11 protein-coding genes and 1 pseudogene are annotated in these 12,562 nt (G+C 69.1%); 7 read left to right on the top strand and 5 right to left on the bottom strand.

What is annotated here, in order from left to right; translation table 11 throughout:
* Window positions 1–9 precede the first annotated feature (9 nt).
* Window positions 10–1,248, bottom strand: a complete 1,239-nt coding sequence (locus tag RHCRD62_RS22770) for a sensor histidine kinase (protein WP_050067047.1) — start codon at window positions 1,246–1,248, stop codon at window positions 10–12.
* 190 nt (window positions 1,249–1,438) lie between these two features.
* Between RHCRD62_RS22770 and RHCRD62_RS22765 the strand changes: the two genes are divergently transcribed.
* The 3 genes from RHCRD62_RS22765 to RHCRD62_RS22755 all read left to right on the top strand — a co-directional run bounded on the left by RHCRD62_RS22765 (window position 1,439) and on the right by RHCRD62_RS22755 (window position 5,000).
* Window positions 1,439–2,089, top strand: a complete 651-nt coding sequence (locus RHCRD62_RS22765; RefSeq protein WP_050067046.1) for a hypothetical protein — start codon at window positions 1,439–1,441, stop codon at window positions 2,087–2,089.
* Window positions 2,086–3,471: an alpha/beta-hydrolase family protein gene (locus RHCRD62_RS22760; protein ID WP_084734442.1), complete on the top strand. Its 1,386-nt coding sequence runs from the start codon at window positions 2,086–2,088 to the stop codon at window positions 3,469–3,471. Before RHCRD62_RS22765 ends, RHCRD62_RS22760 begins: the two co-directional genes overlap by 4 nt.
* A gap of 86 nt (window positions 3,472–3,557) precedes the next feature.
* The gene (locus RHCRD62_RS22755) at window positions 3,558–5,000 is read left to right on the top strand and encodes an anion permease (protein WP_050067045.1); all 1,443 of its coding nucleotides are present in this window, start codon (window positions 3,558–3,560) and stop codon (window positions 4,998–5,000) included.
* A 15-nt stretch (window positions 5,001–5,015) separates the two neighbouring features.
* Here the strand turns inward: RHCRD62_RS22755 and RHCRD62_RS22750 are convergent, their stop codons facing one another.
* From RHCRD62_RS22750 to RHCRD62_RS26525, 4 genes and pseudogenes are all read right to left on the bottom strand, one after another.
* Complete coding sequence (locus RHCRD62_RS22750; RefSeq protein ID WP_050067044.1) at window positions 5,016–5,765, bottom strand: succinate dehydrogenase/fumarate reductase iron-sulfur subunit; 750 nt, start codon at window positions 5,763–5,765, stop codon at window positions 5,016–5,018.
* Complete coding sequence (locus RHCRD62_RS22745; protein WP_050067043.1) at window positions 5,762–7,714, bottom strand: fumarate reductase/succinate dehydrogenase flavoprotein subunit; 1,953 nt, start codon at window positions 7,712–7,714, stop codon at window positions 5,762–5,764. Before RHCRD62_RS22745 ends, RHCRD62_RS22750 begins: the two co-directional genes overlap by 4 nt.
* Window positions 7,711–7,887, bottom strand: coding sequence for a succinate dehydrogenase/fumarate reductase transmembrane subunit (locus tag RHCRD62_RS26530; protein WP_253277464.1), 177 nt, complete (start codon window positions 7,885–7,887; stop codon window positions 7,711–7,713). Before RHCRD62_RS26530 ends, RHCRD62_RS22745 begins: the two co-directional genes overlap by 4 nt.
* A gap of 175 nt (window positions 7,888–8,062) precedes the next feature.
* Window positions 8,063–8,359 (bottom strand): annotated as a pseudogene (locus tag RHCRD62_RS26525) (succinate dehydrogenase); the annotation flags it as partial.
* Between RHCRD62_RS26525 and RHCRD62_RS26520 the strand changes: the two are divergent.
* The 4 genes from RHCRD62_RS26520 (at window position 8,313) to RHCRD62_RS22725 (ending at window position 12,559) form a co-directional block, all read left to right on the top strand.
* Window positions 8,313–8,465 carry a hypothetical protein gene (locus RHCRD62_RS26520; RefSeq protein WP_253277463.1) on the top strand — a complete coding sequence of 51 codons (153 nt, stop codon included), beginning with the start codon at window positions 8,313–8,315 and terminating at the stop codon, window positions 8,463–8,465. The pseudogene RHCRD62_RS26525 and the gene RHCRD62_RS26520 sit on opposite strands and share 47 nt — an antisense overlap.
* 164 nt (window positions 8,466–8,629) lie before the next feature.
* Window positions 8,630–9,766, top strand: a complete 1,137-nt coding sequence (locus RHCRD62_RS22735) for an NAD(P)/FAD-dependent oxidoreductase (protein WP_050067042.1) — start codon at window positions 8,630–8,632, stop codon at window positions 9,764–9,766.
* Window positions 9,767–9,863: 97 nt separating this feature from the next.
* Window positions 9,864–12,023 (top strand): molybdopterin-dependent oxidoreductase, encoded by a 2,160-nt coding sequence (locus tag RHCRD62_RS22730; protein ID WP_050067041.1) that lies wholly within the window; start codon window positions 9,864–9,866, stop codon window positions 12,021–12,023.
* Entirely contained in the window at window positions 12,020–12,559 is a 540-nt protein-coding gene (locus tag RHCRD62_RS22725) for a mycothiol transferase (protein ID WP_050067040.1), read from the top strand. Before RHCRD62_RS22730 ends, RHCRD62_RS22725 begins: the two co-directional genes overlap by 4 nt.
* Window positions 12,560–12,562: the final 3 nt, after the last annotated feature.

Below are 12,562 nucleotides of genomic sequence, written 5' to 3'. Positions count from 1 at the left end.
CCGGCCAGCCTAGGCCGAGCCGACGACAGGCTCCGCCACCATGGCGCCGGGCACGGACGGTATCCGGGCGCACACCTCGAATCCGCCGCCCGGACGCGGCCCGGCGGTGAGCGTGCCACCGACGGAGAGCGCGCGGTCCCGCATCCCGATGATCCCGTGTCCGCTGACCACATCCGGCGTGGCCCCCGCAGCGACGGCAACGGAACCGCCCGCATCGTTGGCAACCCGGAGCTCGGTCACCGCGGCATCGCCGGACAGACGCAGGTGAACGGCAGCGCCGGGAGCGTGGCGCGCGGCGTTCGACAGCGACTCCTGTGCGATCCGGTACAGCGCGAGCTCCGCGGTCTCCGGCAGCGCGGCGAGGGGGCCGCGTTCGACGGTCACGGTCATCCCTGCCCGCCTGCTGCCCTCGACCAACTCGTCGATCCGGCCGAGGCCGGGCATCGGCGCGTGCTCCGGGAGGTGCCCGTCGCTGCGCAGCACGCCGAGCATCCCGCGGATCTCGTTGAGCGCCTCCCGCGCTGTGGCCCCGATGGAGTCGAACTCCGCCTTCGCCTCGTCGCTGAGGCCGCCGAGCCGGTAGGGCGCACTCTGCGCCTGAACCACCACGAGCGACATGTGGTGTGCGACGACATCGTGCAGGTCGCGGGCGATCCGGGCCCGTTCCTCGAGGATCGCGCGGCGTGCCCGCTCGACCTCCGCCACCTCCTCCTGCTGCGCGAGTTGCCGCCGCGAGAGCACCAGCCAGCGGATGAGCAGCCCGAACGCGACCAGCGCGGTCAGCCCGAACGCCCACCCGCGGCCGTCCTGCCCCGGCGCGTTCGCGAGGAACAGCAACGCGGTCGACACCCAGGCGACGGCGACGACGGGCAGCGGTGACCGCATGCTGACCGCGAGCAGCATGGCCATCAGCACCATCACGTGCACGACCTGCCACGGAAAGTCGTAGTCGTCGGTGCGCTCGTACACGATCGGGATCACGAGGGCGCCTGCTGCGGAGATCGCCCACCCCAGAGCGGGATTCGCGCGAATCAGGATCAGTGGCAACGCGGCGATGCCTGCGATCACCGGTTGGACTCCGGCAGGAACGTGATGTGTCACTTGCAGTGTCGGCCACGCGATGGTGAACAGCACCGCGGTCACGAACACGACGACGATGTCCGCCCACTGACTTCCGCTCAGGCGGGCGACTCGGGGCCGGACCGCCGCCGCGACACCCGTCGTGCCGTCGCCGATCGCTCTTCCCATGCTGCCTGTTCTCGTTCTGCCCACACGAAGAACAGTAGGAAGCGCGACACCGATTGTCCTCATACCTCAGGGTGAGATCAGCCTGCCTCTGCAGTGTGAGAACGCAGCTGCCCTCCCTCCCCGGCGCGCACCCGGAACGGCACTGCGGGGTGATGTTCGCTGGTACCTGCGATTTCTAGCGTCATGAGACATGGGGAAACCAACGTGGACAGTGCTCACGGCGGGGTGCGCGATCACCCTCGCCACCGGTCTCGCTGCGCAGCCTGCACAGGCGGCGGGACCCGCCGAAACGGGTCCGGCCGCGACGACCATCTCAGCCTTGACGTCCGGCGGCCCCGCGGCCGCGGCTGCCACCCTTCCGACCGACTTCGCGGAGGTGACGGGCTACAGACCCGTTCTGCGGGACGGAATGCTGGTCAAGCCGAACGGGGACTGCTCCTCCCCCGTCCCGCTGCCACGGGAATTCGACACGGCCTGCCAGGGTCACGACCTCGGCTACGACCTGCTCCGCTATGCGGACCGATCCGGGGAGCGGCTGGGTCCGTGGGCGCGCCGAGCCCTGGACCTTCAGCTCGACGAACGACTTCACGCGGCCTGTGCCACTCGTCCGGACGATGTCACCCGGGCCTCGTGCGGCGTGGTCGCGTCGACTGCCGCTGCAGCCGTCGACACCAATTCGTGGCGTCAGCAGTACGCTGCGCCGCGCCCCGAACCGGTTGCCGCGTACGCGGCAGCAGGGGCCGGCATCCTTCTCCTCGCCGCTGCTGTCGTGGCGCAGCGTGGCCGCAACTCCGGTCGTGATCGCAGCGAGGAAGTCGTCACGCAGGTGGTGCCGGCATGACCGCGGTGCTCACCCGTCCACGGACGCTTGCCGGGATCGCGACGGCACCACGAGTCGCGACCACCGTCTGTGTCGGGGCCGCGGCGATGGCGTCGCTCGCGCCGTCACTGCTCCCCCGCAGCGCGGTGGTCCAAGCCGTCCTGACCGGCGTCCTCGTCGCGGGCGGCTGGGCGGCGGCCACGCTGTGGCACAGGGCAACCGGGAAGCTCACCCGAACCGTCGAACTCGGGCCGCGGATCCGGGCCGTCGTCGCGTGGTCGGGTGCCGTGGCGATCGCGGCAGCGTTGCTACTGGCGCAGCACTGGCAGAACGGGATTCGCGCAGCCATGGGCGTACCGGCGACGGGCGCGGCGCACTGGACGGCCGTCGTGGTCGGCGCCGCCGCGGTCGCGGTCGTGCTGGTGGGGATCGCCTCAGCCCTGCGTAGGCTGCTCCGAGCAGCACTACGCAGGGTGCGCCCGAGTAGCAGGGCACGGCGCGTCACGGCCGGCATCCTCGCTGCCGCGCTGGTGACCGCGTTCTGGGTCGGCCCGACCGCCCGCGTCGCCGGGGCCGTGCACACGGCGAACGCCGCAGCGGGACTGACACTGCCGCTCCCACAGTCCCCGTCGCTCTCGGGAAGCACCGACTCGCTGACACCGTGGTCAACGCTCGGCGGCCAGGGCAGGCGCTTCGTCACCGCCCCCGCGTCGGAGTCGACGGTGCGCACCTACGTCGGACTCGACAGCGCGCCGGATCTCGAGTCGCGGGTTGGGCTCGCGGTGCGCGAACTGGAGCGCGCGGGCGGGTTCGCCCGATCCAACCTGGTGATCGCGGTACCCACGGGATCCGGATGGATCGACGCGAACGCGCTGGCGGGATTCGAGAGGCGGTTCGGCGGTGACGTGGCCGAGGTCGCGCTGCAGTATTCGTCTGCTCCGAGTTGGGCCGCTTTCGTTCTCGACCGCGGGAGCGTCGAGAGCTCGGTCCGCGCGCTGTATTCCGCTGTGTCGCAGCGCCTGTCGGAGCTTCCCGTCGGATCGCGTCCGAATCTGTACGTGTACGGGCAGAGCCTCGGTGCGATCGGCGCCGCGGCGGCCGCAGCAGCGGGCCCGATCGCTCCGTGCGGCGTACTGCTAGCCGGACCTCCGTCCGGGCGGGCTCCCGCTCCGGGAGTCACGGTGCTGGCCAACGCATCCGATCCGGTGGTGCACTGGTCGCCGCGCCTGCTGGTGGTACCGCCTCGCCTGGACGGCACCCGTCCGGACGCTCCGACTCCGCCCTGGCTGCCCCTGGTGAGCTTCGTGCAGACGAGCGTCGATCTGCTGACGTCCCTCGATTCCGCACCCGGTCACGGGCATCGGTACGGCACCGACCAGGGCACCGCCCTCCCGGACTGCTGACCTCGCCGCACTCACGCTGAATTCCGCGGCGGTACGGGCGACAATCGATGCAGCCGTGCACTCGACACGTCGAAGCGAGGATCGCGATGACGGACAGGACCACCACCAAAGCGCAACCGTCGTTGGTGCAGCGGTCGTACCGGGCGGTCCTACCGATCGTCATCGGCTTGATCATCTACTTCCTGCCCGTCCCGGACGGTGTCGAGCCGAACGGCATGCACATGCTCGGCATCTTCGTCGGCACCATCGTCGCGCTGATCCTGCTGCCGCTGCCGACCGGCGCGGTGGCGATCGTAGGTCTGGCGATCGCGATGATCACCCAGGCGGAGACACCGACCGAGGCGTTGTCCGGTTTCAGCAGCACCACGGTCTGGTTGATCGTCGCGTCGTTCTTCATCGCCGAAGGTTTCCTGGTCACCGGGCTCGGCAAGCGGATCGCGCTGCTGTTCGTCACCCGGCTTGGACGGTCAAGCCTCGGCCTGGCGTACGGCATGGCCATCACCGATCTGATTCTCTCGCCCGCGACCCCCTCGAACACCGCCCGCGCCGGTGGTGTCGTCTACCCGATCATCAAGTCGCTCAGCGAACTCGAGGACTCGAGACCCGAACCGGACGAGTCCCGCAAGCGACTCGGTGCCTACCTGCTGCTGACCGCCCTGCAGGTCAACGTCGTGACCTCCGCGATGTTCGTCACCGCGATGGCGGGCAACCCGCTCGCGGTGGAGGCCGCGGGCAAGCTCGGAATCGAGATCTCGTGGGCGCAGTGGGCCGCCGCGGCCGTCGTTCCCGGTCTGGTGAGTCTCGCCGCGATCCCGTGGGTGATGTCGAAGGTCTATCCGCCGACGATGATGAAGACACCCCAGGCGCCACAGCAGGCGCGCGACGAGCTCCGTGCGGCCGGCCCGATCAGCCGCTCGGAGTGGATCATGGGTGCCACGTTCGCGCTCCTGCTCGTCCTCTGGTGTCTCGGCGACCAGTTGAACGTCAGCGCCACGACCACCGCATTCCTCGGAATCGCGATCCTGCTGGTCACCAAGGTGCTCACCTGGAACAACCTGGTCCACGACACCGGCGCCTGGCAGACCCTGGTGTTCTTCGCAGTCCTGGTCGGCATGGCGGCACAGCTCGAGAAGCTCGGTGTCATCGCCTGGATCGGCGACGAGGTGGCGGGCAGCGTCGACGGACTGCCGTGGGTGTGGGCGTTCGCGATCCTGACCCTGGTCTACTTCTACGCGCACTATCTCTTCGCCTCGAACACGGCGCAGATCGTCGCGATGTACGCGGTGTTCCTCGGGGCCGCGGTCGCCACCGGTGCACCACCACTGTTCTCTGCGTTGGTGTTCGGCTTCATCGGCAGTCTTTTCGGCGGTCTCGCGCACTACTCGTCGGGGCCCGCCGGCGTGATCTACGGTTCCGGCTACATCAGGACGTCGGAATGGTTCCGCATCGGTTTCGTGATGAGCATCGTGCTCATCCTGATCTGGACCGTTGTCGGCGGGCTCTGGATGAAGCTGATCGGCGTGTGGTGATCCGGTCTCTCAGTCTCAGTTCTGCTTACGCCGCAACGAGAACCGCATCGACTCCTTGTTCACTGCGGCGATCGCGGTGAGCGGAATCTCGGCGGGGCAGACCGACGCGCATTCGCCGTACGTGGAGCACGGCCCGAAATCCGCTTCGAGCGCATCCGTCATGGCCCGACCGCGGCGTCCCCGCTCCACGGCGCCCTGCGCGAGCAACGACAGGTGGGTCAACTTCGATCCGGCGAAAAGGTGCGCCGCTCCGTTCGGGCACGCAGCGACGCACGCTCCGCACCCGATGCACGCCGCGTAGTCGAGGGCCTCCTCCGCGGACTGGTGGGAGACCGGAAGGGCGTCGGCATCCGGCGCCGTACCGGCGTTCACCGAGACGTACGCTCCGGCTTCGAGGACCCGGTCGAGAGCCGAGCGATCCACCACGAGATCACGCACCACGGGAAAGGCACCGGACCGCAATGGTTCCAATCGGATCCGGGCGCCGTCGCGGAAGGACCTCAGGTGCTGCCTGCACGTCGGGGTGTTTGCGCGTGGCCCGTGTGGACGGTCGTCGACCGTGATCCCGCAGGCCCCGCAAATCCCCTCGCGGCAGTCGGAGTCGAAAGCGATCGGTGCCGAACCGGATTCGGTGAGGTGCTCGTTGAGGTGGTCGAGCAGTTCGAGCAGCGACATCTCGGGCGCCGCGTCGTCCACCTCGTGCACCTCGAAGCGCCCGCGCTCGTCCGGTCCCGACTGACGCCACACCTCCACGGTGATCCTCATACGTAACTCCTCGTCTGCAGGGGCACGGCGCGGAAGTCCAACGGCTCGTGATGCCGTATGTGGGGACCCGATTCGGGTGTCTCCCAGGCGGACACGAAGCACCAGTCGGAGTCGTTGCGGAGAGCCTCGCCGCCCTCCGTCTGATGCTCGGCCCGGAAGTGCGCTCCGCACGACTCGTCCCGGTCCAGTGCGTCCACGCACATCAGTTCCCCGAGTTCGAGGAAGTCGGCGACGCGTCCCGCGTGCTCCAGTTCCTGGTTGAATTCGGCGCCGCCGCCAGTCACTCGCAGATCGCCGTGGAACTGCTCGCGGAGTTCCCGGATCCTGCGGATCGCGGTGGCCAACGACTCCGATGTCCGCGTGACGCCGCAGCCGGCGTACATGACCTCCCCGAGTTCACGGTGAAACCACTCCGGCCCGTGCGTTCCATCGACCGCGAGCAGACCGTCGACACGGTCCCGCACCTGCTGCGCGGTCGCACGGACCGCTGGTGCGTCCAGGGGCAGCACGTCCGTGCCGAGCAGTGGCGCGAGATAGTTCGGAATCGAGTACGGCAGCGTGAACCATCCGTCGACGCAGGCCGACAGCAGTGAGTTCGCACCCAGTCGATTCGCGCCGTGGTAGCCCCAACCCGCTTCTCCCCCGACGAACAGACCGGGAATCGACGTCATCTGGTCGAAGTCGCTCCACAGACCCCCCATCGTGAAGTGAGCGCCCGGGGCGATCCGCATGGGTACGACATACGGGTCCTCGCCGGTCGCGTCCCGGTACATCGAGAAGAGGTTGCCGTACCGCTCTTCGATCGTCGGGCGTCCCAGTCGCGCGAGTGCGTCTCGGAAGTCCAGGTAGACACTGTTGCGGAGCGGCCCGACTCCGTGGCCCGCCTCGATCTGTTCACGGGCGGCCCGCGACGAGACGTCGCGCGGGGACAGGTTCCCGAACGCGGGATACTTGCGTTCGAGGTAGTAGTCGCGTTCGGCGTCCGGAATCGTGTTGGGGTCGCGGTCGTCACCGGCCTTCGCGGGCACCCAGATCCGGCCGTCGTTGCGCAGCGACTCGCTCATCAGAGTCGTCTTCGACTGCCACTGTGAGTTCACGGGAAGCGCGGTCGGATGGAACTGGACGAACGACGGCGACGCCATCAGCGCGCCCCGCCGATGTGCCCGCCACGACGCCGTCGCGTTCGAGTTCCGCGCCAGCGTCGACTTGTGGAACACCGTCCCGTATCCCCCGGTCGCGAGGACGACAGCGTGCCCGGTCGTTGCCGTGATCCGGCCGGTGACGAGGTCGCGGGCGATGATGCCCTGCGCGCGTCCGTCGTCGACGATCAGGTCGAGCATCTCGTGCCGGGTGTGCAGAGTGACCGTGCCCGCGGCGATCTGCCGTTGCAGCGCCTGCGTCGAGGCGAGTTGCAACTGCTGCCCGGTCTGGCCCCGGGTGTAGTAGGTGCGGGAGACCTGGACCCCGCCGAAGGAGCGGGTGGCGAGGGTACCGCCGTACTCTCTCGCGAACGGGGCGCCGATCGCGTTCATGTGATCGATCACCCGCACCGACTCCTCCGCGAGCCGGAAGCAGTCCGCCTCGCGGCCACGGAAGTCGCCGCCCTTGACGGTGTCCTTCACGAAGCGACCGAGGCTGTCGTTGTCGACCTTCCGGGCCCTGGCGGCGTTGATCCCGCCCTGCGCGGCGACACTGTGTGCTCGACGGGGCGCGTCGTGGAAGGTGAACGACTCGACATGGAAGCCGAGTTCGCCGAGCGCGGCTGCGCACGCGGCGCCCGCTAACCCCGTCCCAACGACGATGATCGTGAACTTGCGCCGGTTGAGGGGGCTGACCAGCTTGTAGTCGAGCTTGCGTCGCGCCCATGCGGTAGCCGGATCCCCTTCGGGTACTCGGCCGTCCACGGCGTCACCGAGGGCGCGCAGCGAATCGAGTCCCGGTTCCGTCATGACACGACCCCGATCTGGACCGCGACCGGAATCGCGATGTTGGCCACCATGATCACCAGCGCGATGGCGCCCGACAGGACGAGGCAGACCTGACGCACACGTTGCCCTGTGGCACCGAGATCGTTGACCACGCTCCACAACCCGTGCGCCAGGTGCGCTCCGAGCGCGAGCATCGCGACGATGTAGACCGCGGCCGCAGCCGGTCTCTCGAAGCTGGCGACGAGGTTCTCGTACGCGAAACTCGCCGTCCTGGTGGACGCTTCGTACTCCGCGCTGCCGATCGGGGGGGGTTCCCGTGGTCAGGTCGAGGATGTGGAACACGATGAACGCGAGCAGCACAATCCCGGTGACGGGCATGGTCCGGGCGGTGAACGATCTCCACCCCAGCCCTTTTCGACGGAACGGGCCACGGGCGCGGCGTGCCCTGGCCGTCAACAGCACCGCGCACCACACGTGCCCGACGACTGCGATCAGCAGCACCACCCGCAGGATCCACAGCAGACCCTCGTACGGCAGCAGCGGTTCGAGGACCGTGCGCAGCCAGTGCGCGTAGTCGTTGAAGTGCTCGGCTCCGGTGAACACCTTCAGGTTGCCGATCATGTGCGCGAGCACGAACAGGGCGAAGAGCAACCCGGTCAGCGCCATGACCACCTTGCAGGTGACGTTGGAGGGTGACGGGCGAATCGTGGTCGCGGGGCGCGGCGGAGACGGCGCGGGAACGGCGGTGTCGGAGACTGCACTCATCGGCTGACCTTCCACGCACGTCGGTGGCCGCGACGCCACACGGCGGCCACTGGGATTGCCGGTCGGGTGCGGCCAGACTAACGCCGGGCCCGACCCCGTGCAGGGCGGCGCGCCCGGGCGCCGGTCCGGCGGGCCCTGGGCATCGTCGGCCATCGGGGGGATACTCGGGTGATGCACTCCGTGCTCATCCTCGGAGCCGGGTTCGGTGGCCTGGAGCTGGCCGCATGCCTGTCCGAGTCGGTTCCGGACGAGGTCCGGGTGACCCTCGTCGACCGTGCCGAGGGATTCGTGTTCGGGTTCTCGAAGATCGACGTGCTGTTCCGCGGCCGCTCGGTCGACGACGTCCGGATTCCGTACGACTCCCTCGACCTGCCCGCAGTGGAGTTTCGGCGCGAATCGGTCACCTCGATCGCCCCGGCAACCCGCCGCGTGACGACCGACGCCGCCGAGTACACCCCGGACACTCTCGTTGTCGCTCTCGGCGCCGAGTACGACTGCGACGCGACACCCGGATTCGTCGAGGACGGCCACGAGTTCTACTCGCTCGCGGGAGTCCACCGGCTGCGCGAGCGGCTCGACGCCTTCACCGGCGGCACCATCCTGCTCTCGATCCTCAGCGTCCCGTTCAAATGCCCACCGGCGCCGTACGAAGGCGCACTGCTGCTCCACGAGGAGCTGGTCCGGCGCGATCTGCGCGCGGCGACCCGGATGCGTCTACTCACCCCGATGCCCTCTCCCGTCCCTGTGTCCGCCGAAACCAACACCGCGATCCTCGGCGCGCTCGCCGACCGCGACATCGAGTACACGCCCGGAACCGGTGTGCACACTCTGGACCCGGCCGGACACACGGCGTCGACGCACGACGGTGATCTCGCCTACGACCTGTTCATCGGTGTCCCCCACCACCGGGTGCCGGATGTCGTGCAGGCCTCCGGGCTGACCGAAGGGGGTGCGGACGGCTGGATCCACGTCGATGCGGCCACCCTCGCGACCCCATTCCCGGGGGTGTATGCGGTGGGCGACTGCGCGGACGCGCCGGTCCCGCGGGCCGGCACGTTCGCCGAGAACGCCGCGCGGACCGTCGCGGCGGGCATCATCGCCCGACTGCACGAGCAGCCGCAGCGGGACCGGTACCGAGGACAGGGCACGTGCCACATCGAGTTCGGCGGCGGACTCGTCGGGAAGGTGGAGGCAGATTTCCTGTCCGGCCCGACCCCGGTGGCCCCGTTCCTCGGCCCGTCCCTCGAATTCGCCAGGGAGAAGTCCGAGTTCGCAGCCGACCGCACGCGGCGCTGGTTCGGATCCTGAGGTGCATCGCCGCGCCTCTCGACCGGCCCGCCGGATTCGCCACCGGCGTGGCTCGCCGGTGCTACCTTCCGGACACAACCGTGGAGGAGGCCCGCTCATGTCCACACGTACCGTCGCTCGTCAGTGCACGCTCTGCGAGGCGCACTGCGGGATCCTCGTGTCCGTCGACAACGACAAGGTCACCCGGATAGAGGGCAATCCCGACGACGTGCTCTCGCACGGCTACATCTGTCCGAAGGCCACCGCACTCGCCGACCTGCACAGCGACCCGGACCGGCTGCGCCGTCCGCTACGCCGGGTCGGGGACGGATTCGAGGAGATCGGCTGGGACGAGGCGTTCGCGTTGATCGGCGAGCGTCTCCGGGCGATCCAGCGCAGGCACGGCCGCGACGCGGTCGCGATGTACCTCGGTAACCCGGCCGCCCACAGTTCGTCGGTGATCTACGGCATCGCGCTGCGCGTCGCGCTGCTCACCAAGCAGTTCTACTCCGCCTCCTCGATCGACCAGTTCCCGCAGGAGTTCGCGGCGTGGAAGATGTACGGCTCGAACGTGCTCATGCCGATCGCGGACGTCGACCGCACCGACCGGCTCCTGATCCTCGGTGCGAACCCGGCGGTGTCCAACGGGTCGGTGACGACGATGCCCGACGCCCGTGGCCGCATTCGCGCGATCCGGCGCCGCGGCGGCACCGTCGTGGTCGTCGATCCGCGGCGCACCGAAACGGCACGTATCGCCGACGAACACGTCGCGATCAGGCCGGGCGGCGACCCGTTCCTGCTGCTCGGGATGCTGCACACGATCGTGACCGACGACCGCACTCCCCCGCAGGCGACCGTCCCGGTCTCCGGCTGGCAGGAACTCGTCGACCTGGTGACGCCGTGCACCCCGGAGGACATGGCCCCGCGGGCAGGCGTCGATCCCGACACGATCCGGCGCCTCGCGCGCGACCACACAGCCGCCCGGTCGGCGGTCGCGTACGCCCGCATCGGGGTATGTCACCAGGTGACCGGCACCCTCACACACTGGCTGGTCAACACGCTCAACGCGGTCACCGGCAACCTCGACCGACCCGGCGGGCAGATGTACGCGACGCCGCCGATCGACGCGGCGCGACTCGTTCGCCTGCTCGGCTCGGGTTACGGACGCTGGACGAACCGCCGCGGCGAGCACAAGTCGTTCCGCACGGAACTGCCGGTCGTCGGCCTCGCCGACGAGATCCTCGGTGACGGACCAGGCTCGCCCGGTCCGGTCCGCGCGCTCGTGACCTACGCGGGCAATCCGGTGCTGTCGACCCCCCAGGGTGGACGCCTCGACGAGGCCCTCGAGAGCCTCGACTTCTTCGTCGCGGTCGACATGTACCTCACCGAAACGTCCCGGCACGCGGACGTCGTACTGCCGCCGATCTCGCACCTCGAGCGAGAGGAGTTCGACTTCCTCTTCCCGGTCTTCTCGGTCCGGAACAACGCGCGCTTCAACGACCGGGTGATCGAGCCGCAGCCCGATTCGCTCGAGGACTGGCAGATCCTCGCCCGCCTCGCACTCGAGGTCGTCCCCGTCCCGTTCCGCTCACTGCTCACCCGCCCGCTCCGCAGCGTGATCGATCGGATCAGCCCGCTGCGACTGGGCGCCCTCGGCGTCCTGACGGGACCGCACGGCGTGCTGCGCCGGGGACGGAAAGGGCTGACGTTGAACAAGATCCGTCGTACCCCCGGCGGTGTCGACCTCGGTCCGCTCCAGCCGCGGCTGCGTTCGCTCATCGCAACGAGCGATCGACGTCTCCACCTGGCACCCGACGAGTTCGTGACCGAGGCCCACCGCCTGCTCGGCGCAGACGAGACCGTCTCGGAGGGAACGGAATTCGACCTCCGACTGATCGGACGCAGGCACCTGCGGTCGAACAATTCGTGGTTGCACAACGTTCCGACGATGGTCAAGGGCCGTGATCGGTGCACCGTGTTGATGCACCCCGACGACGCCGCGGCCCGCACGCTGGTGGACGGGCAGCCGGTGACGGTGACCTCCCGGGTCGGCCACATCGAGGTACCCGTCGAGGTCAGTGACGAGATCCGCGTCGGCACCGTCGCCATCCCGCACGGCTGGGGCCACGACGAGAAGGGCGTCGGTTGGTCCACCGCGGCCGCCCACCCCGGCGCGAACGTCAACCTGCTGCACGACCCGAAGGTGACGGACACCTTCACCGGCAATGCCGCAGTGAATGCCACGATGGTGAACGTCACCGCAGTGACTGCACCATGAGCACGCCCGTGGATCCGGGGGCTGCCCGCGACATCCTCCGGGATCACTTCGAAAGGATCCGGGAACTGGTCGTCGCGGTCACGGACGGACTGACACCGCAGATGTCCGAGTACCGTCCCGGCCCGCAGGCGAACTCGATCGCCTGGCTGGTCTGGCATCTGACGCGAGTGCAGGACGACCACGTGAGCGATGCCGCGGACATGGAGCAGGCGTGGACCTCGCGAGGCTGGCGGGAACGGTTCGCGCTCCCGTTTCCTGCCGCCGACATCGGATACGGGCACAGCAGCGCAGACGTCGCAGCCGTTCACGCGGACGTGCAGTTGCTCGCCGCCTATCACGGAGACGTCCACCTGGCGACGCTCGAATACATCGACGAGCTCACCGTCGGCGAACTCGACCGCGTCGTCGACCGTCGGTGGGACCCACCAGTGACGGTGTCCGTCCGCCTCGTCAGCGTGATCGGCGACTGCCTGCAGCATCTCGGCCAGGCCTCGTACGTGCGGGGACTGTTCGAGACCGGGCCTGAAGCTGGTTAGCAT

Source organism: Rhodococcus sp. RD6.2 (genome assembly GCF_001040705.1).
GTDB lineage: Bacteria > Actinomycetota > Actinomycetes > Mycobacteriales > Mycobacteriaceae > Rhodococcus_G.
Note: the sequence above shows the minus strand (reverse complement) of the source record. Positions and strands in the feature narration are given on the sequence as shown.

Coding starts and splice junctions, on each gene's coding strand:
- RHCRD62_RS22750 (WP_050067044.1), bottom strand. CDS start 5,765: ATGAGGATCACCGTGGAGGTGTGGCGTCAGTCGGGACCGGACGAGCGC.
- RHCRD62_RS26530 (WP_253277464.1), bottom strand. CDS start 7,887: ATGCTCGCGCTCGGAGCGCACCTGGCGCACGGGTTGTGGAGCGTGGTC.
- RHCRD62_RS22755 (WP_050067045.1), top strand. CDS start 3,558: ATGACGGACAGGACCACCACCAAAGCGCAACCGTCGTTGGTGCAGCGG.
- RHCRD62_RS22765 (WP_050067046.1), top strand. CDS start 1,439: ATGGGGAAACCAACGTGGACAGTGCTCACGGCGGGGTGCGCGATCACC.
- RHCRD62_RS22745 (WP_050067043.1), bottom strand. CDS start 7,714: ATGACGGAACCGGGACTCGATTCGCTGCGCGCCCTCGGTGACGCCGTG.
- RHCRD62_RS22770 (WP_050067047.1), bottom strand. CDS start 1,248: ATGGGAAGAGCGATCGGCGACGGCACGACGGGTGTCGCGGCGGCGGTC.
- RHCRD62_RS22730 (WP_050067041.1), top strand. CDS start 9,864: ATGTCCACACGTACCGTCGCTCGTCAGTGCACGCTCTGCGAGGCGCAC.
- RHCRD62_RS22735 (WP_050067042.1), top strand. CDS start 8,630: ATGCACTCCGTGCTCATCCTCGGAGCCGGGTTCGGTGGCCTGGAGCTG.
- RHCRD62_RS26520 (WP_253277463.1), top strand. CDS start 8,313: ATGTGCGCGAGCACGAACAGGGCGAAGAGCAACCCGGTCAGCGCCATG.
- RHCRD62_RS22760 (WP_084734442.1), top strand. CDS start 2,086: ATGACCGCGGTGCTCACCCGTCCACGGACGCTTGCCGGGATCGCGACG.
- RHCRD62_RS22725 (WP_050067040.1), top strand. CDS start 12,020: ATGAGCACGCCCGTGGATCCGGGGGCTGCCCGCGACATCCTCCGGGAT.